The organism is Leclercia sp. UBA7405 (assembly GCF_037152215.1).
Classification (GTDB): Bacteria; Pseudomonadota; Gammaproteobacteria; order Enterobacterales; family Enterobacteriaceae; genus Enterobacter; species Enterobacter pneumoniae.
The window spans coordinates 1696152-1715852 of the sequence record NZ_JBBCMR010000001.1 but is presented as its reverse complement, the minus strand read 5'-3'; the positions used below and the strand labels follow the sequence as shown (position 1 = coordinate 1715852).

Sequence of the window (19701 nt, the reverse complement as noted above, 5' to 3'; positions counted from 1 at the left end):
GCTTAATCGGGTTAATTTCCTTGCCCGCTGCTGTATGATATAGCCCCCGTATCGCAGATATAACAACAATGAATCCATTTCTCTGGGTAATTATTGCGTTATTTATCGTGGATGCGTTGAGGGAATATACACAACAGCCATCTTTACCGGCCTTTATTGACTATATTTTGACCCTCTCGGCGCATTGCATGACGATATAAGCGCGTTGTTAAAAAACGTCTCTTCGTCAGTCAGGTGTCACCCGGAGATAGCCGGGTTATGCAATTTCAACAGGAGTGAAAGGTGTTTGCAGAATTTGGTGTGGTGAATTTTTGGACTTATGTCGTCGGTGCGATTTTTATCGTACTGGTGCCCGGGCCTAATACGCTGTTTGTGCTGAAAACCGGAATTGGGCACGGTGTGAAGAAGGGATACCTTGCAGCAAGTGGCGTTTTTATTGGTGATGCGGTACTGATGTTCCTCGCCTGGGCGGGCGTGGCAGCCTTGATTCAGACGACCCCGGTTCTCTTTAACGTGGTTCGCTATATGGGCGCTTTTTATTTATTGTGGCTCGGTGGAAAAATCCTCTGGTCAGTTATTACGCATAAGCAGCAGGGCGAATCCGGCAGCGCGGAGCCGGCAAAAATGATCATGAAACGCTCGCTGGTATTGAGTATGACCAACCCGAAAGCGATTCTGTTTTATGTCTCCTTCTTTGTGCAGTTTATTGATGTCAACGCCAAACATACCGGCGTCTCTTTTATGATTCTGGCACTGACGCTGGAGCTGATTAGCTTTATTTATATGAGCTTTTTGATCTTCTCAGGGGCATTTGTCACCCGTTATCTGAAAACCAAAAAGAAACTGGCCAAATTGGGCAACGGTTTAATCGGGCTGTTGTTTGTTGGTTTTGCTGCCAGGCTGGCATCGCTGCAGTGATTCAAGGCTCCCTCGGGAGCCTTTTTAATGTCTGACTAGCTGGAAAGCCGCGGCAGATAAGGCTTCACGTTTTACTACAAGCAGTCAAAAGACATAATAAACGGCGAGGGTGTGGACGCATTGTGGGCACCCTGACGACCATCCGCACCTTTCAACAGATTCAGCGAAATCGCATCCTGCAGGTACTGAGGAGCGAAGTGCGCGTAGACCATCGTCTGTGCAATTTTCGTATGACCCAAGATTCTCTGCAATGTGATGATGTTGCCCCCGTTAATCATAAATTGCGTGGTGAAAGAGTGCCGTAACGCATGTAGGATAAAATCGATGAAGAAAGCACGCAGCCTGCGCAAAGCCTTAACTGACGCCGTGCCGCAGCTAAAAACCAACCCGGAAATGATGCGCATCTTCGCCGACGAAGGGAATATCGATGCGCGCCTCGCGGCCTCGCTGTCACACGAGAAGGTTTACACCCTGAATGTGCTCGTGTGTGATTTTGTCGGCGACCCGGATTTGATATTCGTGCCGGTGGCGGCGTGGCTCAGAGAAAACCAGCCGGATATCTGCACGCTGGATGAGAGGAGGAAAAAAGCTATCGCTTCCAAGGGATTTAAACGACGGTGACAACGTTGATATCAGTATCAGCCTGCAGCTTACCGAGCGCACCATCATCAAAGAGGAAAACGACGCGCTGCATGTCAGCTATGCCCCGGAGCCGCCATTGCCTGAACCAGTTACCCCGCCAAAAGAGCTGTATAACAACGGCGAGCTGGTGAGCAAGTGGGATGAGTGATTTAAAACCCTTTGACGATCGGCTAGCCGGGCTGATTGCCTCTCTGTCACCTGCAGGGCGTCGGAAACTCGCCGATTAAATTGCGAAGCAACTCAGAACTGCGCAACAGCAACGGATTAAACAGCAGAAAGCCCCAGACGGCTCACCCTATCAGGCGCGAAAGCGTCAGCCGCTGAGGGCAAAGACGGGGCGAATCAAAAGGGCGATGTTTCAGAAGTTGCGCACGAGCCGGTACATAAAGCCAGTGGCCGTGATAACAGTGCAGTAGTGGAATTTATCGGCAAAGTGCAGCGTATCGCGCGGGTTCATCATTATGGACTAAAAGATCGGCCAAACCCTCACCGTGGGATGTGCAATATCCGGAACGCCAGTTACTTGGGGTTACTCGCGTCGAGCAGCATTTTATTGAAAGCTTGGTTATAAGCCATTTGAGCCGATAAATCCTTCTTTACGTTCTGCTTATTTAGGTGATTCTGAGGGCGAGACGCTGGCATTGACTTTAAAGTGATTTTTTGCACTGATTGGCCATTCTAGATGTAAATCATTAATAAAGATGGTTCCTAAAAAAGATTTTACAGATTATGATACGGAATAAACAATTACAGGAGCTGAAAATGAGTGGCGGCGTAGTAGAGTCTGTAAAGCACGTGTTAGAAGAAAGAATTAAAAATCCTTTGTGGGGTTTTATAATATTGGCGTGGTTCTGGTTTAACTGGCCAAACCTAGCAATACTGTTTATGAGCGATGCACCTGTAAAGTTCAGGATTGATTATATTTTATCCCAGCAATACTTTTATCTTCATTTCATGGTTGCTCCTGTAGTTTCTGGAGGATGTTTGGCAATTGTAACTCCTTATGCTCAGTGGCTGCTGTCTAAAGCTCATAAATGGGCAGAGGATAAACATAGAGATAATGTATTCTTAAGTAAATCAGCAGATTATGAAGATTCTAAGAAATTATCTAAACTCAAAGTTCAATCCGATAGAGCAGTTGAGGCTGAAAACGCGAAAATTGATGCCGATATTAAAGCGGAAATTGAACGTGGCAAACGGGAAGCGTTGGTAACAGAAGAGCTTGAAACCTCCAAGCAATCCATGTTAATTGAGTTAGATAATTTGAAAAACTCAATCGCTTTGTTAAAAAAAGAAAGTAATAAGGTTCAGGATTTAATTATAGAGTCATTGTCTGTGATGGAAAGATTTTTCACGCTTAATGATGGCAGTTCCATTCAGAAATTACGGGGTGAGGTTGAAAGTCTCTATTCGGCAAGTGATATTGAGATGTCCACGATTAGAAATAATTTGAAAGAAGGTCGGGGGTTAAGCGAAGTGCAAAATATGCTCTTATTAGATGAGGCTGCGAAAGTATTGAGGGAGCGGAGGCAGGCTGGTTTGGTGGATTGATTCTATCACCATTGGCTTGTGATTATTTACTATTCTGAAGGCGCCTTGTTGCTGGGGATGGATGGAATATTAAATGCGTGGCTTTTAGATTTAACTGTGTAATTTTATTAAGTCGTTAAAATATTCCAATGCGTTATCTTTCTATTTATGAAGAGAGTGATTATTTATGTGGCTGGCATGACTCACTTGTGTCAGGTTAGTATTGCTCAAAATACCATATGTTGTTTCATCCCTCATAAAACTAGCCTCGATTGCCGCTGACGCTGCCCGGCGGCATCCTTTCCCCCATGAATAATTTAAATTCTCTGCAGGAAATCGTACGCGCGATCCGCAACCTCATTCGCACCGGCATTGTGACCGACGTCGACCCCGTCGGGTGGCTCTGTCGTGTCCAGACCGGGGGAATCCAGACGACGTGGCTCAACTGGCTGACGGCGCGCACCAGTCGTTCGCGGTCGTGGTGGGCTCCCTCGGTGGGCGAGCAGGTGCTTTTGCTTGCGATCGGCGGCGAGCTCGACACCGCATTTGTGTTGCGCGGTATTTTCTCTGACGACAACCCCGCGCCGTCTGCCTCGCCCGATACGTTTCATATCGCCTTTCCCGATGGGGCGGTCATCGAGTACGAATCCGAAAGCGAGGCGCTTATCGTTTCCGGTATCAAAACCGTCAACGTTACCGCGTTGAACTTCATAACGGCGAGCGCGCCGGTGGTGATTGTGAAAGCCGAGACCCGCATCACGCTCGTTACGCCGGAAGTGGTCTGCACCAACAAGCTCATCACCGGCTCACTCGAAGTGCAGAAAGGCGGAACGATGAAGGGGGATATCACCCACACCGGCGGCAAATTCACCTCCAATGGGGTGCAGAAGGATGACCACGACCACGGCGGCGTGAAGGGCGGCGATGAACGGACTAAGGGGACAAAATGACGGTTCGCTATCTCGGCATGAATAACCAGACCGGCCTCAGTATCTCTGAGGCTGAGCACATCAGGCAGAGCGTGCGCGACATCCTCGTCACACCCATCGGCTCGCGGGTAATGCGTCGCGAATATGGCTCGCTGCTTTCAGCTCTGATTGACCTGCCGCAAAACCCGGCGCTGCGTCTGCAGATTATGGCCGTGTGCTATCCCGCGATCCAGAAGTGGGAGCCGCGCATCAGCCTGACGTCCATTACCTTTGAGCGCGCAGAGAATGACGGCGGGCTGTATGTCGATATTACCGGCACGCGTGCGACGTCCGGCCAGCCCTTTTCCCTAACCATCCCACTGAGTTAAACGCCATGCCAATTGTTGACCTGAGTCAGCTTGCCGCGCCCGATGTCGTGGAAGAGCTGGATTATGAAACCATCCTTGAAGAGCGCAAGGCGACGCTTGTCTCGCTGTATCCCGAAGACCAGCAGGAGGCGATCGCGCGCACACTGACGCTTGAGTCTGAGCCGCTCGTGAAGCTGCTGCAGGAGAACGCCTATCGGGAGGTTATCTGGCGTCAGCGTGTTAACGAGGCGGCGCGTGCGGTCATGCTGGCCTATTCCGCAGGCGCTGACCTTGACCAGTTAGGCGCTAATTCCGGCGTTGAGCGCTTAGTCATCACGCCTGCAGATGAAACCACGCTGCCGCCGACGCCTGCCGTGATGGAGTCCGATACCGATTATCGTCTTCGCATTCAGCAGGCACCGGAGGGGCTGACGACAGCCGGGTCTACCGGTGCGTATCAGTTTCATGGCCGCAGCGCCGACGGACGGGTCGCGGATATTTCCGTGATCAGCCCGGAGCCTGCCTGCGTCACCGTGTCGGTATTATCTCGTGAGGGTATCGGGTATTAAGATTGAGGCCGGGTCGCAAATTGCACCGGCGTTTATGCTCAAGCTGGATGGCAACGACATCACGCAGAATTTCAGCGACCGGCTTATCGGCCTGGCCATGACGGATAACCGCGGATTCGAGGCCGACCAGCTCGATATCGAGCTCGACGACTCCGACGGTCTGGTCGAGCTTCCGCTGCGTGGTGCATCCCTGACGCTCTGGCTCGGCTGGCAGGGCTCGGCGCTGCTGAATAAGGGAAGTTTTACCGTCGATGAAATCGAGCACCGGGGCGCACCGGATACGCTGACCATCCGGGGGCGCAGTGCTGATTTTCGCGGCTCGCTCAACTCACGCCGGGAGCAGTCATGGCACGACACCACGCTCGGCGTGATTGTGGAAACCATCGCCCAGCGCAACAAGCTGACGGCCAGCGTTGCCGACACACTGAAAGCGATCGCGGTGCCGCACGCTGACCAGACCCAGGAATCGGACGCGGTATTTTTATCCCGCCTGGCTGAACGTAACGGCGCAACGGTCTCGATAAAAGCCGGTAAGCTGCTTTTCCTGAAAGCCGGGAGCGGCGTCACGGCCAGTGGCAAACCCATCCCGCAAATGACGGTTGAACGCGGCGACGGCGATCGACATTCATTCGCTATCGCCGACCGCGAAGCGTACACCGGCGTTACGGCAAAATGGCTGCACACCAGAGACCCGAAGCCGCAAAAACAGAAGGTGAAGCTTAAGCGCAAACCCAAAGAGCATCACCTGCGCGCGCTGCAGCACCCAAAAGCCGTCAAAACCACGGCCAAAGCCAAAGCGAAGAAAGAACAGGAAGCTCGCGAGGGAAAGTACATGGCCGGTGAGTCTGATAACATGTTAGAGCTGACGACCATCTATGCGACAAAGGCGCAGGCCACGCGAGCGGCTCAGGCGAAGCGGGATAAAATACAGCGCGGCGTGGCCGAGTTTTCTATTACGCTTGCCACCGGGCGCGCAGATTTATTTCCTGAAACGCCGGTTACCGTGAAAGGCTTTAAGCGCGTTATAGACGAGCAGGCATGGCTAATCAGTCGGGTGGTGCACAACCTCAACGGAAACGGCTACACGACGGGCTTAGAGCTTGAGGTTAAGGTTTCGGATGTGGAGTACGAAAGCGAAGAAATAAATCAAGAGTAACATTTTAAGTGTTTGTTATTATAGGTTTTAATGGTTAAAATTAGCGCATTGGAAATTAAAATAAGGTGCTCGCCATGTTTCATTGCCCTAAATGCCATTACGCCGCACATGCTCGCACAAGCCGCTATTTTTCTGACATGACGAAAGAGCGTTACCATCAGCGCACTAACATCAACTGCAGCTGCACCTTTGTCACGACTGAAACGGTCGAACGGTTTATCGTTTCGCCGGGTGAGGTAGTGCCAGCGCCTGCGCACCCTACAACATCAGGCCAGCAAAAGATGCACTGGCTGTGATTAACGAGAAAGCCCCACAGATGCGGGGGCTTACAAAATGTATGTGGAACCCTCGACTTAGCACTAAAAAATAAAGCTAGAAAAACTAGTCATAATCATTTAAAGAGCCTGAAATATCCCCTTCCTCAATAGCACCTAGGCCGAATTTTCCAACTAGAACATTACTCTTCATCTGGACCAAAACTGACATGCTTCGTCCTGAAACACCGTCTTCTTTGTAATGGTAACCACTAGCATTCGCAGAGAGATCTGTATAAAAACCATTATCAAATTCAAACTGCTCAATATTAATATCATCAATTTCATCAAAAATAGTATCTGATTCTGCTATTGGACCTGAAAGTCCCTCAGTTTGAAATACATCGTAACGATTATTCTCGAAGGTTTCTTTACATTTTTCAGCAAGCTCATCAGCAGATATTAATGAATAAGGTAGATCGTCGAAGATAATTTCGAGATGATTAAAAATCATGTCTGCAGATAAATCATCATTATCTGAGTCTTCATCTAAAACAATATCCTCAAGGCGCTTTGCTAATTCATCGTCATAATAGACAAATTCAATCTTGTCTAATACCTCATTGTTAAAGTTTTTATCTGACAGTAATTCTTCGAAGTTTTCATATCCAAACAAGGCAGAGACAATATTGCTTAATGACTCTAGTGAGATTTTTATACCGTCTTCTTTTAAACTCTCTTCAATTTTTAACATGAGAAAATATGCCGAAGGAAAACGGTGAGAAGCTAAGGCTGCCCTAGCCTTTGCAGTGCTACTTTCAAATCTAATCTTATCTAATTCTGCCTGCTTAGTTTTTTTCTCTAAGTCTAATGCTGATGCTTTTTCATTATTCTCCGCTTCTTGAGTTTTTAACGATTGTTCTTTTGCTCTATCGTTAGCCTCAAGTGCCTTAGCAGCTAAGCGTGACCCTCTTTGTCGTAGGTGTTCTAGAATTTCATTTCTCTTATTAATATCCTGTTGAACCAGTTGTTCAAGGAACTGTTTATTAGGATCTGATAAAAGTTTTTCTTTGTTGAGCTCTTTTTGTTGGCTTATTTTAGTTAATTCGATATCGACAGCTTGCCCATGTAGTTTTTCACTAGCCCAGCGCTGGATAAAGTTAATAGCTAAAGCCCCCCAAGGGAATAGTAATAGGTAAAATAAGGTAATGAGAAATGGAATGAAAAAAATGTAATTTAATTCAAAAAAAGTAGTTTCATATAAGTAGTTGTAAAATGCATTTATGCGGTCAGCAATTTTTCCTTCACCCCAGAAAAGCAAGGCTAAGTGATTCCAGTTGCAAGCAATCCAAGTACAAAAAAAAGTTCCAATGAAAGGATCATTTATCCTTGTTTTAGCGTTTCCAGCTATTGAAGAAATAATGTCATCTAAAAATTTCATGTTTTATCCAAATAAGGTGGTTTAATGTTGATGGTTAGTTATCTAATTTATAGTTAATTTTTGCACAAGAGGCAGCCCCATTGTATTGAATCGATGATAGCTTTCTTTGAAAACATTATCATCATGTTAAACAAAGCCGATTATAAATAACAATATGCGATTGAAATTCTGCTCTCTGCGCTTACGTAACGGATAGATAGACATTAAAGATATAGTGAATTTCAGTTCTTATCAATTCATCATCTTGGCTAAAGCTTCGTGCTTTTCGGCTTAGAATCGACCATATTGGAGCAGATTATTACCCATTTCACCTACAGATCAATACACAAAGCCCCGCATAGCGGGGCTTTGTGTATCAATGTGGTCAGTATGTGGACGTGACCTGAAATAAATCCTTTTATTTCATTGTGTTGCAATGTTTTAAAAAGCTCCCTCGGGAGCCTTGACTACTTTTAGAAGACTTTCTTGTAAGGCGTTACCGCGACCTTTTGATACACTCCCGCCGCAACGTAGGGATCCGCCTCCGCCCAGGCTTTGGCGGCCTCCAGCGACTCGAATTCCGCAATGACCGTTGAACCCGTAAATCCTGCGGCGCCCGGATCGTTACTATCAACAGCCGGCAGTGGACCCGCAGTCAGCAATCTGCCCTCATCGTGCAGCAGTTGCAAACGGGCCAGATGGGCAGGGCGGACGGAAAGACGTTTTTCCAGGGAATCGGCAATATCTTCAGCGTAAATCACGTAAAGCACGGTGGAGCTCCTGAAGCGATAAAAGAGTTAATTACGTTAAGTGAAACGTCATATGACTGCAATGTAAAGATATAGACAATGTTAAAACCGTAACAAACGCGTGCCTTTTTTCAGCGTCAGTGGGCTTAAATCGCCTGAAGATGAACTGGCTTATTGAATATGATTGCTATTTGCATTTAAAATCGAGGTCTGGTTTTTTAACTGAAACGATTATGACTTCAATGACCCTTGATTTACCTCGCCGCTTTCCCTGGCCGACATTGCTGTCAGTCGGTATTCATGGAGCCGTCGTGGCGGGTCTGCTATACACATCGGTACATCAGGTTATTGAAATGCCAGCGCCTGCGCAGCCTATTTCCGTGACCATGGTTACGCCTGCAGAGCTGGAGCCTGTCCAGGTTGCGCCCCCGCCACCGGAACCTGTTGTTGAGCCAGAACCCGAACCTGAACCCATTCCGGAGCCACCTAAAGAAGCACCGGTGGTGATCCATAAACCCGAGCCGAAGCCTAAACCCAAGCCGAAGCCAAAGCCGAAACCGGTGAAGAAGGTCGAAGAGCGTCCGAAACGTGAAGAACGTCCGGTTGAGCCACGTACCGCACCGTTGCAGAATACGGCCCCATCGCGTCCGTTAGTCAGTAACACGCCGAGCACCGCGAAGCCGGTAGTGACTGCGCCTTCAGGGCCGCGCGCTTTGAGCCGTAATCAGCCGCAATATCCGGCACGCGCACAGGCGTTGCGTATTGAAGGCCGCGTTCGCGTGAAATTCGACGTTACGCCTGACGGGCGCGTTGAAAATGTGCAGGTGCTTTCCGCCCAGCCATCAAATATGTTCGAGCGCGAAGTGAAAAACGCGATGCGCAAATGGCGTTACGAAGCGGGCAAACCGGGCAGCGGTTTAATTGTCAATATTGTCTTCCGCCTGAACGGCGGTGCGACGATGGAATAAAAAAAGCCTCCGTAAGGAGGCTTTTTTTTGTCTGTTCGTTAGATCTTGGGTAAAGGACGCGGTTTCCCGTCGTTGTCTACGGCCACATAAATAAATAGCGCCTCGGTCGCTTTATAACGCTGACCAATCGGCTCGGAAGAGACTTTCTTCACCCACACTTCAATATTGATCGATACTGAGGTATTACCCCGCTTCACGCAGCGCGCGTAACAGCACACCACGTCACCGACGGCAACCGGGCGCAAAAAGGTCATGCCGTCGACTCTGACCGTCACCACGCGGCCATGGGCAATCTCTTTCGCGAGAATTGCGCCACCCATATCCATCTGCGACATCAGCCAGCCGCCAAAAATATCGCCATTCGCATTGGTATCTGCGGGCATGGCAAGTGTGCGTAAAACCAGTTCGCCTTGTGGGGCGTTCGTTGTTGTCATTATGTACTCTACTCATTACGGAGGACTTCAGGCGGGATGCTACTATGATTTCCGGCAGAGGAGAATAGAAGAAAACGCCCGCGATGCGGGCGCTCAAAAGTTAGAAGGACATGGTCACGCCTGCAAAATAAGCGCGTCCTGGTTCGTTGTAGGTAGAGGCGCCGTCGTTCTCACGGTAAATCTGCTTATCGAAGAGATTATTGATTCCTGCATTCAGGCGCAGGTTTTTCGTCAGCTGATAATTACCGCTAATGCCAACAATAGAATAAGCACCGATCTCTTTATTCGACATGGCATTCGCTTCGTTGCGGATCTCCGCATTGTCGCGCGGTTTCTGGCGCCCATACTGGGTCCAGCTCACGTTAGCCGTTAGCTTACTGTTCACCTGCCAGTCGATCATGGAGTTGAATGTATATTTCGGGATAATCGACAGCGGGTTGCCGGTCTTTTTATCCTCAGATTTAATCATATAGGTTGCATTGGTACGCCAGCTCAGCGTATCGGCGATGAGCGGCACCAGCAAGTTGCCCTCCACCCCTTCAACTACCGCCTTGCCGCCGTTTTGCCATTGAAGAATGTTATTGCCGTTCGAGGCATGACCCAACACCTCAGTTCCCGATACGATTTTATTTTTATAGTCATTTCGGAACCAGGTTATCCCGACATCATAGCCGTTGTGGTTAAACTCGAGACCCATCTCTTTATTGATGCTGATCTCCGGGTCCAGGTCAGGGTTACCCAGCAGGTAGCAGCTGCCGGAAGTGACGTTCACCGGGCAACCATTACCGCGCGTTGAGAGCAGATACCCCTCGCTGGACTGATACAGGTTCGGCGCTTTGAAGACCCTCGCAATACCTGCTTTCAGTTTTAACATGTCGCCCAGCTCCTGCTGCATGTTCAGGCTTGGGCTCCAGTTGCTGCCAAACTCGTTGTGGTAATCGAAACGCAAGCCGGGGATCAGGTTGGTGCCAGGACGGGCTTCGATGTTGTCTTCAAGGTAGAGTCCTGTAAGGTCCGCACTGTTTTTACTGCTGCGGCCTGAGGCATCACCTGTAACGCCGCCAATCACCACGCCCGCATTGTTGGTGGCCTGCATGGAGGCCGGATCATTCAGCTCATCACGGTTCCACTCCGCACCCAGCGTCAGGGTCTGGTCTACCAGCCAGTACAGTGGCACGTTCAGCTCGCCGCTCGCGCGGTAAGACTCCAGACGGCTGGTGTTGTACTCATCGCTGTTGATCATCCCCTCAACTTTGCCGGTGGAACCTTCTCCCAGACGGGTATTATTGGTTTTTTCATAATTCAACGCGAGCTTCGACTGGCCCCAGTCCCAGATGCCGTTATGGGTTAATCCCCAGCTTTGCCGATACATCCGGTTGGTTTCATCGCCATAGAGCGAATCAACCAGCCCGCCGGGACTGACATTACTGTTGCTGTACTGCGTATCGCCAGCGTAAATATTCCCCTGGCGGCTGTAGCTGTAATCAAAATCGATGATCTGCTGTGGGGTAACTTTCCACGAGAGCAGGGCATTAATGTCTTTGTTTCGCACCCCTTCACGCCCCGCGGCGTAAGAGCCATTCTGCGCGGTATTGATGTCCGCGGCGTCAGCATCGGTCTTGTTGATGTTGCCATACAGGCGCATGGTCAGGGCATCGCCCGCCAGTGGGCCGCTAAGATTGAAGTTGGCCCTTTTTGTCGCCCCTTCTTTGTCGTTTTCGGGCTGGTTAGTGAAGAGAGACAGCGAGCCGTGCCAGTCGTTAGTGGGTCGTTTAGTGATGATGTTAACCACCCCCCCTGCGGCACCAGAACCATACCGCGCCGCAGCAGGGCCACGCAGCACCTCGATGCGTTCCACCATTTCTGCGGGCACCCAGTTAGTATCGCCACGGGTATCGCGCTCACCGCGCCAGCTATAGCGTACCGCGTTGCGGGAGGTGACAGGGACGCCATCAATCAGGATCAGGGTATTTTCCGGGCCCATCCCGCGAATATCGATCTGGCGGTTGTTACCACGACTGCCGCTGGCACTGTTACCGGTTAGATTAACGCCGGGCATCTTACGGATAATTTCAGAGAGATCGTTTACCGGTGGCTCTTTGGCTATATCGTCTGCAGTAATGATTGATACGCCTGGTTGCTGCTTAAGCGCTTCTTCTGCAGTCGCCTGCACGACCAGAGTTTCACCATCGTTAATGATGTCGTCGGCTGCCTGAGCGTAGTGACTTAATGCTGCGGTTATGGCTAATGCCAGAGGGGCAAAGACGGGAATTGTTTTTATCTTCATCAACACATGTCCATTTGTTAAAAATGCGATGAAGAATAATAATGACAATCATTCTCATTACAAGTCGTGAGGGCAATCTTCATAATTTCCTCAAGATTCAGCCATTTTTGAACTGAACCAGGGAGTATCAAGGAGATTTGTGACAGGGGGGAAGGCCGGGCTGGTGGGCAGCCCGGTACAGAAATTACTGTTTGTCGTCTTGCGGCATATGGCGATAAATATAGACACCGCTCAACAGCGTAAAAATCAGCGTCAGCGCGGTAAGACCAAAGACTTTAAAGTTCACCCAGATATTTTGCGGCAGCCAGAAAGCGATATAGATGTTCGCCAGCCCACAAAGAATAAAGAACACCGCCCAGGCGATATTCAGGCGTGACCAGACCTCCTGCGGCAGCGCCAGTTCTTTACCCAGCATGCGCTGGATCAGCGGCTTCTTCATGACCAACTGGCTAACCAGCAGTGCGCCAGCGAACAGACCGTAAATGACCGTCACCTTCCATTTAATAAACTCGTCGTTATGGAAGAAGACCGTCAGACCACCAAACACGGCGACCAGGATGAAAGTGATGAGTGCCATCTTCTCTACTTTGCGATAGCGCACCCAACTGTAGATAAGCACAACAGCGGTAGCAACAATCAACGCCGTGGTAGCGGCATAGATGTCGTAGAGCTTATAGAACGCAAAAAAGACAATCAGCGGTAAAAAATCAAGAAACTGCTTCATTCTTCGATTCCATTATCTGCGACAGCCTGAGCATGACCCAGGCCGTCAGGGAGGTTACTGGCGAATCAGCGTGTACAGACGGAACAGGTATACCAGCAAAATCGCGGAGATCAGGTTGCTCAGCGTGTTGGCAACAACGGCGCCCACATTAGGTGTTAATACAGCAAAATTGGGGGCAAACAGCAGAAGGGCGGTTTTAGCCAGCAGCCAGCCGATCACGGCGGGCGCCACCAGACGCATATTCGCCCAGGCCAGACGCACACTGCTGCGCATGGCGACAAAGATGCCCATCTTATCCTGTACCACCATGACCGGCGCAAAGGCCAGAACAATGGCCAGCAGCACGCCAGGCACCACGACCAGCATAATACCCATTTGCACCAGCAGGGTCGTTAAGAAGATGAGGATAAAGAGTTTTGGCAACACCGGAGCACTGGCCCCGATAGCGCGCAGAGCACTCACCCGCTGACCGGCAGTGACCAACTGAATCATCAGCAGCACGCCACCCGCCATAATGGCATTGCCAATCAGACCAGAGAAGGTAGAGGCCGCCGACGCGCGCAGTAAAATCTGCTGCTGCTCGGGCGTCATATTCTGTACAAGCTCAAACAACCCAACGCTACCGGCCAGATTGTCACCCTGACTCAGGCTGGCAATCTGCTCCTCACTCGGCGAAAAAGCATGACCCAGTACCACCGTGATAAATGCGCATAACAAGGCAATCAGTAAAAAAGTAATGAACTGATTGCGGAAAAAATTCCCCGTGTCACGGTAGACAGACTTCGCCGTGATAGACATGCACTCTCCTTGAGTATTGCAGGTATTAATTAGCGGGCAATTGTACCCTGGATAACTCTGCGGTGGCAGCATCAAGGCTTGTATGGAAAAGCATATCTTTGTAAAGCATCAGTAATCCATGACAGGTTTTTACCCCTCGAGACGCGCACATTTTTGAATTTGGCATCTATCGGCAAAATTGATCTGCTTACCAATACTCTTTTTAACGAACCACAGGAAAAATTAACGTAGATCAATGAATGTTAAATTACTGAAATGAATGTGATCTGAGTAAGATCACTTCGTAATTATTTGTAGGTATATTCCCCCTCGCAGTTAAAACCATAACGAGGGAGTGGATATGAAAAAGGCAGTGGTTGCAGCACTTATCTTAGGCAGTCTGTCAGGCGGCGCTTATGCCCATGAGGCAGGAGAATTCTTCTTCCGGGCGGGCTCCGCCACGGTTCGCCCAACGGAAGGCTCTGACAACGTGCTGGGAATGGGCGGCTTCAACGTCAATAACAATACGCAACTGGGTATGACCTTAACCTGGATGGCCACCGATAATGTCGGTGTTGAGCTTCTGGCCGCCACCCCGTTCCGTCATAAAGTGGGGCTTGGGGCAACGGGCGATATCGCCACGGTTCACCATCTTCCGCCAACACTGATGGCCCAGTGGTATTTTGGCGACGCAGGTAGCAAGGTTCGCCCGTATATCGGCGCCGGGGTGAACTACACCACCTTCTTTGACGAAAAGTTTAATGACAAAGGGAAAGAGGCCGGTCTGTCGGATCTGAGCCTGAAAGACTCCTGGGGTATGGCGGGACAGGCGGGGGTGGATTACCTCATCAACCGCGACTGGCTGATCAACATGTCCGTCTGGTACATGGATATCGACACTGAGGTGAAATTCAAGGCGGGCGGCGAGCAACAAAATATCAGTACCCGTCTGGATCCGTGGGTGTTTATGTTCTCAGCGGGTTATCGCTTCTAAGAGAAAAGGGTGGCGCAAGGCCACCCTCACTTTACTTCTGTATTAAATAGCGAATGGTCGGCCCGTCCTGCTGAATATCCAGCACGGTATAGCCATGGTTTTTAGCGTCCAGCGGAATATTATTGATCGACTGCGGACAGTCGCTCACTACCTCCAGGATCTCGCCTTTCTTCAGCTGCGGCATGGCCTCCAGCGTGGCCACGGCGGGATACGGACAGGGCTCACCCACCATGTCCAGACGATAATCAGGAATGAACTGTTTCATGCGGTCTCCTTACAGGTTGCTGTTTGGCGGGACGTGCGGCGAAAGAAGCGTTTCTCCTGGGCCAGCACCAGTAAAAAGGCGGCCAGCAACATCACATAGGTTGCCAGTAATCCCCCCAGCGGACCGAAGGTATTCAGCAGATTGACTTTATCCCAGTTTGTCGCGAGCGCAGGGGAGAGATCATCCCAGTAGTAGGCCAGTAACGTTGAGCCGATAACATTACCCAGCCCCACCCACCAGTAGTGAACCTGGCCTTCAACGGCACGATACATCCAGCCGGTTTCACAGCCGCCGGCCAGCACGATGCCAAAACCAAACAGCAAACCGCCAATCACGGCGTTCGGGCCTGCCCACATGATTTTTGGTTCGACGCCAAGTTGTACGTAGCTAAAGATGCCGATGGCGCTCACTGCCATCCCGGCAATAATGGCTTTCGCCATCATGGTTCGTCCTGTGATCCACATGTCACGGAAGGCGGAGGTAAAGCAGATTTGCGCGCGTTCAATTAACAGCCCAAAACCAACGCCGAAGAGCATCGCCAGCCCTAATTTGGGTTGATTCAGTGCCGTGCACAGCGCCCAGGCCAGCATGCCGAAGAAGACCAGCATCCCCATGCGGAAGCGGCGTCGAGCCTTCTCCGGTTTCTGCGTCAGGGGCGAGGCTGCGCTCACTTTTTGAATTTTGATCGGGATACGGAACATCGGTAATAGCGTGAAGCGCGCGCCGAAGTACGAGCCGACAGCGGTGGCCAGGGCGAAGAACCATGCGTGCAGCGAAAACTGTGGAATGCCGGTGAAAAAGGCCGCCAGGTTACACCCCATCGCCAGACGGGCCCCAAAACCGGCAATAATTCCCCCGACGACGGCCTGCGCAATGCGAATCCGGTTTTGCGGCATACGCAGCTTCACGTTATTGGCCCACAGTGCGGCGGCAAAGCAGCCGCCGAACATCCCGATAATCATCATGCCGTCGATGCGGGTCAGAGGCGAACCCTCAAGATGGATCAGTTTGAAATATCCCCACTCTTCGGTATGAACCCCCGCCAGCTGGAGCAACTGCCCGCCCCAGCGGGTGAATTCACCCGTCACGGCCCAGAAGGTGCCGGTGATGCCGAAATAATAGGTTGAGAGAATGCCCGCTGCGATAACCGCAGGGACGGGTGACCAGAACTTAATAAGATAAGCCTGTTTGAAGTCATGCCATGACATGGATAAACCTCTGAACTCAGAAGGATTAGGGGCGTTAGCCGTAAAAGAAGAGGGGATGATACGCCGGGAATGGCGTTTGAAAAGAGAAAAAAGCCGTAAAGCTCGACGGGATCAATTTATGCGAAACGCCGCCTGAAAATTTCAGACGGCGAGGAGGTTATCAGCCACGTGTTGCTGCTTTCATGCTGCTAACAAAGGTTTTCAGCTCGCTGAGCATCTGGTCAGGACTGTTGAGGTTGTTCTCGATGATTTTGACAATCGCCGAGCCGGAGATCGCCCCTGCGGCCTTCGCCTCGATGGCCGCTTTAACCTGGTCCGGTGAAGAGATGCCAAATCCCTGAAGCGGCGGTGCCGCATTATATTCGGCCAGTTTTGCGACCAGGTGATGCAGAGGGAGCGCGGCTTTATTCTCTGCGCCGGTTACCCCTGCACGAGAGAGCAGATAGGTATAGCCGCGGCCATAAGAGGCAATCTGGCGCAACAGTTCGTCGTCGGCATTAGGCGGGCAGATAAAAATCGGCGCCACGTTATGACGCATCGCCGCCTGACGGAACGGCGCAGACTCCTCCACTGGCACGTCTGCCACCAGTACCGAGTCCACACCCACGCGAGCGCATTCGGCATAAAACGCATCAATCCCGCGACTAAAGACCAGATTGGCATACATCAGCAGGCCAATCGGAATGGTCGGGTATTTCTGACGAACGGTTGCCAATATTTCAAAACACTGGGTCGGGGTGACACCGGCGGCAAAGGCGCGCAGAGTCGCGTTCTGGATGGTCGGGCCATCAGCCAGGGGATCGGAGAAGGGGATCCCCAGCTCCAGCGCGTCGGCACCGGCCTCAATCAGCGTGTCGATAATTGTTAAAGAGTGTTCAGGCGACGGATCGCCCAGGGTCACAAAGGGAACAAATGCGCCTTCCTTGCGTGCTTTGAGCTCAGCAAATACGTTATCGTAACGTTCCATCACATTTCCCCTCGTGCTTTCAAAATATCGTGAACGGTGAAGATATCTTTATCACCGCGACCGGAAAGGTTAACCACCAGCAGCTGCTCTTTTTCCGGGTTTTCCTTAATCATTTTCAGGGCATGGGCCAGCGCGTGCGAGGACTCCAGTGCCGGGATAATACCTTCGCTGCGACAGAGCGTTTTGAAAGCTTCCAGCGCTTCGTCATCGGTAATAGAGACGTAATCCGCACGACCGGTACTGTTCAGGAACGCGTGCTGCGGCCCCACGGACGGGAAATCCAGCCCGGCAGAGATAGAGTAGGACTCTTCGATCTGCCCCTCCTCAGTCTGCATCATCGGCGCCTTCATACCGAAATAAATCCCCACGCGGCCATGCTTCAGCGGCGCACCGTGCTCGCCGGTTTCAATACCGTGCCCGGCCGGTTCAACGCCAATCAGTCCGACGCTGGTTTCATCGATAAAGTCGGCGAACATGCCGATGGCGTTAGATCCACCGCCAACGCAGGCGATGACCGCATCCGGCAAACGCCCCTCTTTTTCGAGGATCTGCGCTTTGGTCTCTTCGCCAATCATGCGCTGGAATTCGCGCACAATGGTCGGGAACGGGTGAGGGCCCGCCGCCGTGCCCAGCATGTAGTGGGCGGTGTCGTAGCTGCCAGACCAGTCGCGCAGCGCTTCATTACAGGCATCTTTCAGGGTTGCGGAGCCGCTATGTACCGGAATCACCTCCGCACCCATTAAACGCATCCGGAAGACGTTCGGCGACTGGCGCTCCACGTCTTTAGCCCCCATATAGATGCGGCATTTCAGGCCGAGCAGGGCGCTGGCAAGGGCAGAGGCAACGCCGTGCTGACCGGCACCGGTTTCGGCGATAATCTCGGTTTTGCCCATCCGTTTTGCCAGCAGCGCCTGTCCCAGCACCTGGTTCGTTTTGTGCGCGCCGCCGTGGAGCAGATCTTCACGCTTCAGGTAAAGGGTCGTCTTCGTCCCTTCCGTCAGGTTGCGGCACTTGGTCAGCGCGGTCGGGCGACCGGCGTAGTTTTTCAGCAGGTCGGTAAATTCGGCCTGAAACGCAGGATCTTTTTGCGCGCTAACAAAGGCTTCTTCCAGCTGGCGCAGCGCGGGCATCAGGATCTGTGGCACATACATGCCACCGAACTCACCAAAATAGGGGTTAAGTAATGTTGTCATCTTCTCTTCCTTAATATGCACGCAGCGTTTTAAACACCGAAGCCAGTTTGCTGGCATCTTTAATGCCTGGCTGCGATTCGACGCCTGAATTGAAATCGAGTCCTGCACAGCCCGCTTTAGCGGCCTCTACACAGTTATCCGGACCTAACCCCCCCGCGAGAAGAACATTGTCGAGCTTCTCGCCGGTTAGCAGTGACCAGTCGAAACGTTGCCCGGTACCGCCCTGGCCGTTATCCAGCACATATTTGGTCACGTGTTGCAGGTTACGTACGGGCAGGGCATCACCTACGCTCAGCGCTTTCCAGATGTCGACCTGTTCAGGCAGCGTTTCGCGCAGCGCGTCTATATAGGCTTGATCTTCACTGCCGTGCAGTTGAACGGCGGTCAGGTTCAGCGCTCTGGCTGTTGCGGCAACGTCGGCAATAGCGGCATCGCGGAATACGCCAACATACCGCAGCGGCGCGGCGGCCATGACGTCACGGGCGCGCGCGATATCTACCGCCCGCGGGGAGGAGGCGACGAAAATGAGCCCGCCATAGATCGCGCCAGCAGCATGTGCCGCAGCGGCATCTTCCGGGCGCGTCAGTCCGCAAACCTTATTCTCACCTAACAGCACCCGGCGCACGGCGGCGCTCAGGTCAGCCTGCTCCATCATGGCGGAGCCAATCAGAAAACCGTTGGCAAAGTGGCTCAGCTCACGCACCTGGGCATAGGTATTGATCCCCGATTCGCTGATGACCGTTACCCCGGCACCCAGGCGCGGCGCGAGCTCGCGAGTACGGTTGAGGTCGATGGAGAGATCGCGCAAATCGCGATTATTAATCCCCACCACTTTGGCCTCCAGCGCAATGGCGCGCTCCAGCTCCTCTTCATTACTCACTTCCGTCAGCACGCCCATGTTAAGGCTGTGGGCGACGGCCGCCAGTTGACGATACTGCTCGTCATCCAGCACCGAGAGCATCAACAGGCAGGCGTCGGCCTGATAGAAACGCGCCAGCCAGATCTGATAAGGATCGATGATAAAGTCTTTGCACAAAATCGGCTGCGGCGCGATACCGCTGACGACAGGCAGAAAATCAAAGCTGCCCTGGAAATACTTCTCATCCGTCAGAACAGAAATCGCCGACGCATGGTGTTTATAAATTCCGGCGATGGTGGCCGGGTCGAAGTTGTCGCGGATCACCCCTTTGGACGGAGAGGCTTTTTTGCACTCCAGGATAAATGCCGTCCGTGCGCCCTGCAGGGCTTCGTAGAATCGACGGCTGCTGGGGACCACCTCGTTCTGAAAGCTGGCGAGCGGCTGCTGCGCCTTACGGGCTTCTACCCAGATAGCCTTATCGGCAACGATTTTCGCTAAAACGGTCTGCATG

At 51.6% G+C, this 19701-nt stretch carries 20 protein-coding genes and 5 pseudogenes; 12 read left to right on the top strand and 13 right to left on the bottom strand.

Annotated features, from left to right (window positions below):
- The first annotated feature begins 68 nt into the window (after positions 1–68).
- Both WFN75_RS22650 and leuE read left to right on the top strand, forming a co-directional pair.
- Complete coding sequence (locus tag WFN75_RS22650) at positions 69–200, top strand: KPN_01571 family protein (protein ID WP_212475710.1); 132 nt, start codon at positions 69–71, stop codon at positions 198–200.
- Positions 201–282: 82 nt separating this feature from the next.
- A complete protein-coding gene (gene leuE, locus WFN75_RS08410) occupies positions 283–918 on the top strand; it encodes a leucine efflux protein LeuE (RefSeq protein WP_336996016.1) in 636 nt (211 codons plus the stop codon).
- 74 nt (positions 919–992) lie between these two features.
- On the opposite strand, the pseudogene WFN75_RS08405 reads toward leuE, so the two are convergent.
- Positions 993–1229: pseudogene (locus WFN75_RS08405) on the bottom strand (tyrosine-type recombinase/integrase); the annotation flags it as partial.
- Positions 1230–1242: 13 nt separating this feature from the next.
- Here WFN75_RS08405 and WFN75_RS08400 point away from each other — a divergent pair.
- The 8 genes and pseudogenes from WFN75_RS08400 (at position 1243) to WFN75_RS08365 (ending at position 6387) form a co-directional block, all read left to right on the top strand.
- A pseudogene (locus tag WFN75_RS08400) lies at positions 1243–1708 on the top strand (phage tail protein).
- Positions 1701–2148 (top strand): annotated as a pseudogene (locus tag WFN75_RS08395) (phage virion morphogenesis protein). Before WFN75_RS08400 ends, WFN75_RS08395 begins: the two co-directional pseudogenes overlap by 8 nt.
- 174 nt (positions 2149–2322) lie before the next feature.
- A complete protein-coding gene (locus WFN75_RS08390) occupies positions 2323–3111 on the top strand; it encodes a hypothetical protein (RefSeq protein ID WP_336996015.1) in 789 nt (262 codons plus the stop codon).
- Between the two features lie 287 nt (positions 3112–3398).
- The gene (locus tag WFN75_RS08385; RefSeq protein WP_336996243.1) at positions 3399–4040 is read left to right on the top strand and encodes a phage baseplate assembly protein V; all 642 of its coding nucleotides are present in this window, start codon (positions 3399–3401) and stop codon (positions 4038–4040) included.
- Positions 4037–4387 (top strand): GPW/gp25 family protein, encoded by a 351-nt coding sequence (locus WFN75_RS08380; RefSeq protein WP_336996014.1) that lies wholly within the window; start codon positions 4037–4039, stop codon positions 4385–4387. The genes WFN75_RS08385 and WFN75_RS08380 overlap by 4 nt, the downstream gene beginning before the upstream one ends.
- A 5-nt stretch (positions 4388–4392) precedes the next feature.
- A pseudogene (locus WFN75_RS08375) lies at positions 4393–4929 on the top strand (baseplate J/gp47 family protein); the annotation flags it as partial.
- A 40-nt stretch (positions 4930–4969) separates the two neighbouring features.
- Entirely contained in the window at positions 4970–6091 is a 1122-nt protein-coding gene (locus tag WFN75_RS08370) for a phage late control D family protein (RefSeq protein WP_442913278.1), read from the top strand.
- A gap of 74 nt (positions 6092–6165) precedes the next feature.
- A complete protein-coding gene (locus tag WFN75_RS08365; protein ID WP_336996013.1) occupies positions 6166–6387 on the top strand; it encodes a DNA-binding transcriptional regulator in 222 nt (73 codons plus the stop codon).
- Positions 6388–6472: 85 nt separating this feature from the next.
- On the opposite strand, the gene WFN75_RS08360 is transcribed toward WFN75_RS08365, so the two are convergent.
- Together WFN75_RS08360 and WFN75_RS08355 are read right to left on the bottom strand one after the other, a co-directional pair.
- A complete protein-coding gene (locus WFN75_RS08360) occupies positions 6473–7786 on the bottom strand; it encodes a hypothetical protein (RefSeq protein ID WP_336996012.1) in 1314 nt (437 codons plus the stop codon).
- 452 nt (positions 7787–8238) lie between these two features.
- Positions 8239–8535, bottom strand: coding sequence for a YciI family protein (locus tag WFN75_RS08355; RefSeq protein ID WP_040075339.1), 297 nt, complete (start codon positions 8533–8535; stop codon positions 8239–8241).
- A 221-nt stretch (positions 8536–8756) separates the two neighbouring features.
- Here WFN75_RS08355 and tonB point away from each other — a divergent pair, with 221 nt between their 5' ends.
- Entirely contained in the window at positions 8757–9482 is a 726-nt protein-coding gene (gene tonB / locus WFN75_RS08350) for a TonB system transport protein TonB (protein WP_040078476.1), read from the top strand.
- A 38-nt stretch (positions 9483–9520) separates the two neighbouring features.
- Here tonB and yciA read toward each other — a convergent pair whose 3' ends face one another.
- The 5 genes and pseudogenes from yciA to WFN75_RS08325 form a co-directional block, all read right to left on the bottom strand.
- On the bottom strand, positions 9521–9916 hold the full coding sequence (yciA, locus tag WFN75_RS08345; protein ID WP_040075340.1) for an acyl-CoA thioester hydrolase YciA: 396 nt from the start codon (positions 9914–9916) through the stop codon (positions 9521–9523).
- Between the two features lie 100 nt (positions 9917–10016).
- Positions 10017–12203, bottom strand: a complete 2187-nt coding sequence (locus WFN75_RS08340; protein WP_336996011.1) for a TonB-dependent siderophore receptor — start codon at positions 12201–12203, stop codon at positions 10017–10019.
- A gap of 184 nt (positions 12204–12387) precedes the next feature.
- Positions 12388–12927 carry a septation protein A gene (locus tag WFN75_RS08335; protein WP_336996010.1) on the bottom strand — a complete coding sequence of 180 codons (540 nt, stop codon included), beginning with the start codon at positions 12925–12927 and terminating at the stop codon, positions 12388–12390.
- Positions 12928–12981: 54 nt separating this feature from the next.
- Complete coding sequence (locus tag WFN75_RS08330) at positions 12982–13725, bottom strand: YciC family protein (RefSeq protein WP_046885205.1); 744 nt, start codon at positions 13723–13725, stop codon at positions 12982–12984.
- Positions 13726–13750: 25 nt separating this feature from the next.
- Positions 13751–13846: pseudogene (locus WFN75_RS08325) on the bottom strand (YkgJ family cysteine cluster protein); the annotation flags it as partial.
- Positions 13847–14065: 219 nt separating this feature from the next.
- On the opposite strand from WFN75_RS08325, the gene ompW reads away from it, so the two are divergent.
- Entirely contained in the window at positions 14066–14698 is a 633-nt protein-coding gene (gene ompW / locus WFN75_RS08320; RefSeq protein ID WP_336996009.1) for an outer membrane protein OmpW, read from the top strand.
- Between the two features lie 31 nt (positions 14699–14729).
- On the opposite strand, the gene yedF is transcribed toward ompW, so the two are convergent.
- From yedF to trpCF, 5 genes are all read right to left on the bottom strand, one after another.
- Positions 14730–14963: a sulfurtransferase-like selenium metabolism protein YedF gene (yedF, locus tag WFN75_RS08315; protein ID WP_040075344.1), complete on the bottom strand. Its 234-nt coding sequence runs from the start codon at positions 14961–14963 to the stop codon at positions 14730–14732.
- Positions 14960–16171 (bottom strand): selenium metabolism membrane protein YedE/FdhT, encoded by a 1212-nt coding sequence (yedE, locus tag WFN75_RS08310; RefSeq protein WP_336996008.1) that lies wholly within the window; start codon positions 16169–16171, stop codon positions 14960–14962. The genes yedF and yedE overlap by 4 nt, the downstream gene beginning before the upstream one ends.
- A gap of 160 nt (positions 16172–16331) precedes the next feature.
- Entirely contained in the window at positions 16332–17138 is an 807-nt protein-coding gene (trpA, locus tag WFN75_RS08305) for a tryptophan synthase subunit alpha (RefSeq protein ID WP_336996007.1), read from the bottom strand.
- Entirely contained in the window at positions 17138–18331 is a 1194-nt protein-coding gene (gene trpB / locus WFN75_RS08300; RefSeq protein WP_040075347.1) for a tryptophan synthase subunit beta, read from the bottom strand. The genes trpA and trpB overlap by 1 nt, the downstream gene beginning before the upstream one ends.
- 10 nt (positions 18332–18341) lie before the next feature.
- Complete coding sequence (trpCF, locus tag WFN75_RS08295; RefSeq protein ID WP_336996006.1) at positions 18342–19700, bottom strand: bifunctional indole-3-glycerol-phosphate synthase TrpC/phosphoribosylanthranilate isomerase TrpF; 1359 nt, start codon at positions 19698–19700, stop codon at positions 18342–18344.
- Position 19701 lies beyond the last annotated feature (1 nt).

Excerpts from the sequence above, each read along its gene's own strand:
- WFN75_RS22650 (WP_212475710.1), top strand. The coding sequence starts at position 69 with ATGAATCCATTTCTCTGGGTAATTATTGCGTTATTTATCGTGGATGCG.
- WFN75_RS08370 (WP_442913278.1), top strand. The coding sequence starts at position 4,970 with ATGCTCAAGCTGGATGGCAACGACATCACGCAGAATTTCAGCGACCGG.
- trpB (WP_040075347.1), bottom strand. The coding sequence starts at position 18,331 with ATGACAACATTACTTAACCCCTATTTTGGTGAGTTCGGTGGCATGTAT.
- trpA (WP_336996007.1), bottom strand. The coding sequence starts at position 17,138 with ATGGAACGTTACGATAACGTATTTGCTGAGCTCAAAGCACGCAAGGAA.
- WFN75_RS08340 (WP_336996011.1), bottom strand. The coding sequence starts at position 12,203 with ATGAAGATAAAAACAATTCCCGTCTTTGCCCCTCTGGCATTAGCCATA.
- yciA (WP_040075340.1), bottom strand. The coding sequence starts at position 9,916 with ATGACAACAACGAACGCCCCACAAGGCGAACTGGTTTTACGCACACTT.
- WFN75_RS08380 (WP_336996014.1), top strand. The coding sequence starts at position 4,037 with ATGACGGTTCGCTATCTCGGCATGAATAACCAGACCGGCCTCAGTATC.
- WFN75_RS08335 (WP_336996010.1), bottom strand. The coding sequence starts at position 12,927 with ATGAAGCAGTTTCTTGATTTTTTACCGCTGATTGTCTTTTTTGCGTTC.
- WFN75_RS08365 (WP_336996013.1), top strand. The coding sequence starts at position 6,166 with ATGTTTCATTGCCCTAAATGCCATTACGCCGCACATGCTCGCACAAGC.
- yedE (WP_336996008.1), bottom strand. The coding sequence starts at position 16,171 with ATGTCATGGCATGACTTCAAACAGGCTTATCTTATTAAGTTCTGGTCA.
- tonB (WP_040078476.1), top strand. The coding sequence starts at position 8,757 with ATGACCCTTGATTTACCTCGCCGCTTTCCCTGGCCGACATTGCTGTCA.
- WFN75_RS08385 (WP_336996243.1), top strand. The coding sequence starts at position 3,399 with ATGAATAATTTAAATTCTCTGCAGGAAATCGTACGCGCGATCCGCAAC.
- yedF (WP_040075344.1), bottom strand. The coding sequence starts at position 14,963 with ATGAAACAGTTCATTCCTGATTATCGTCTGGACATGGTGGGTGAGCCC.
- ompW (WP_336996009.1), top strand. The coding sequence starts at position 14,066 with ATGAAAAAGGCAGTGGTTGCAGCACTTATCTTAGGCAGTCTGTCAGGC.
- WFN75_RS08330 (WP_046885205.1), bottom strand. The coding sequence starts at position 13,725 with ATGTCTATCACGGCGAAGTCTGTCTACCGTGACACGGGGAATTTTTTC.
- WFN75_RS08360 (WP_336996012.1), bottom strand. The coding sequence starts at position 7,786 with ATGAAATTTTTAGATGACATTATTTCTTCAATAGCTGGAAACGCTAAA.
- trpCF (WP_336996006.1), bottom strand. The coding sequence starts at position 19,700 with ATGCAGACCGTTTTAGCGAAAATCGTTGCCGATAAGGCTATCTGGGTA.
- WFN75_RS08390 (WP_336996015.1), top strand. The coding sequence starts at position 2,323 with ATGAGTGGCGGCGTAGTAGAGTCTGTAAAGCACGTGTTAGAAGAAAGA.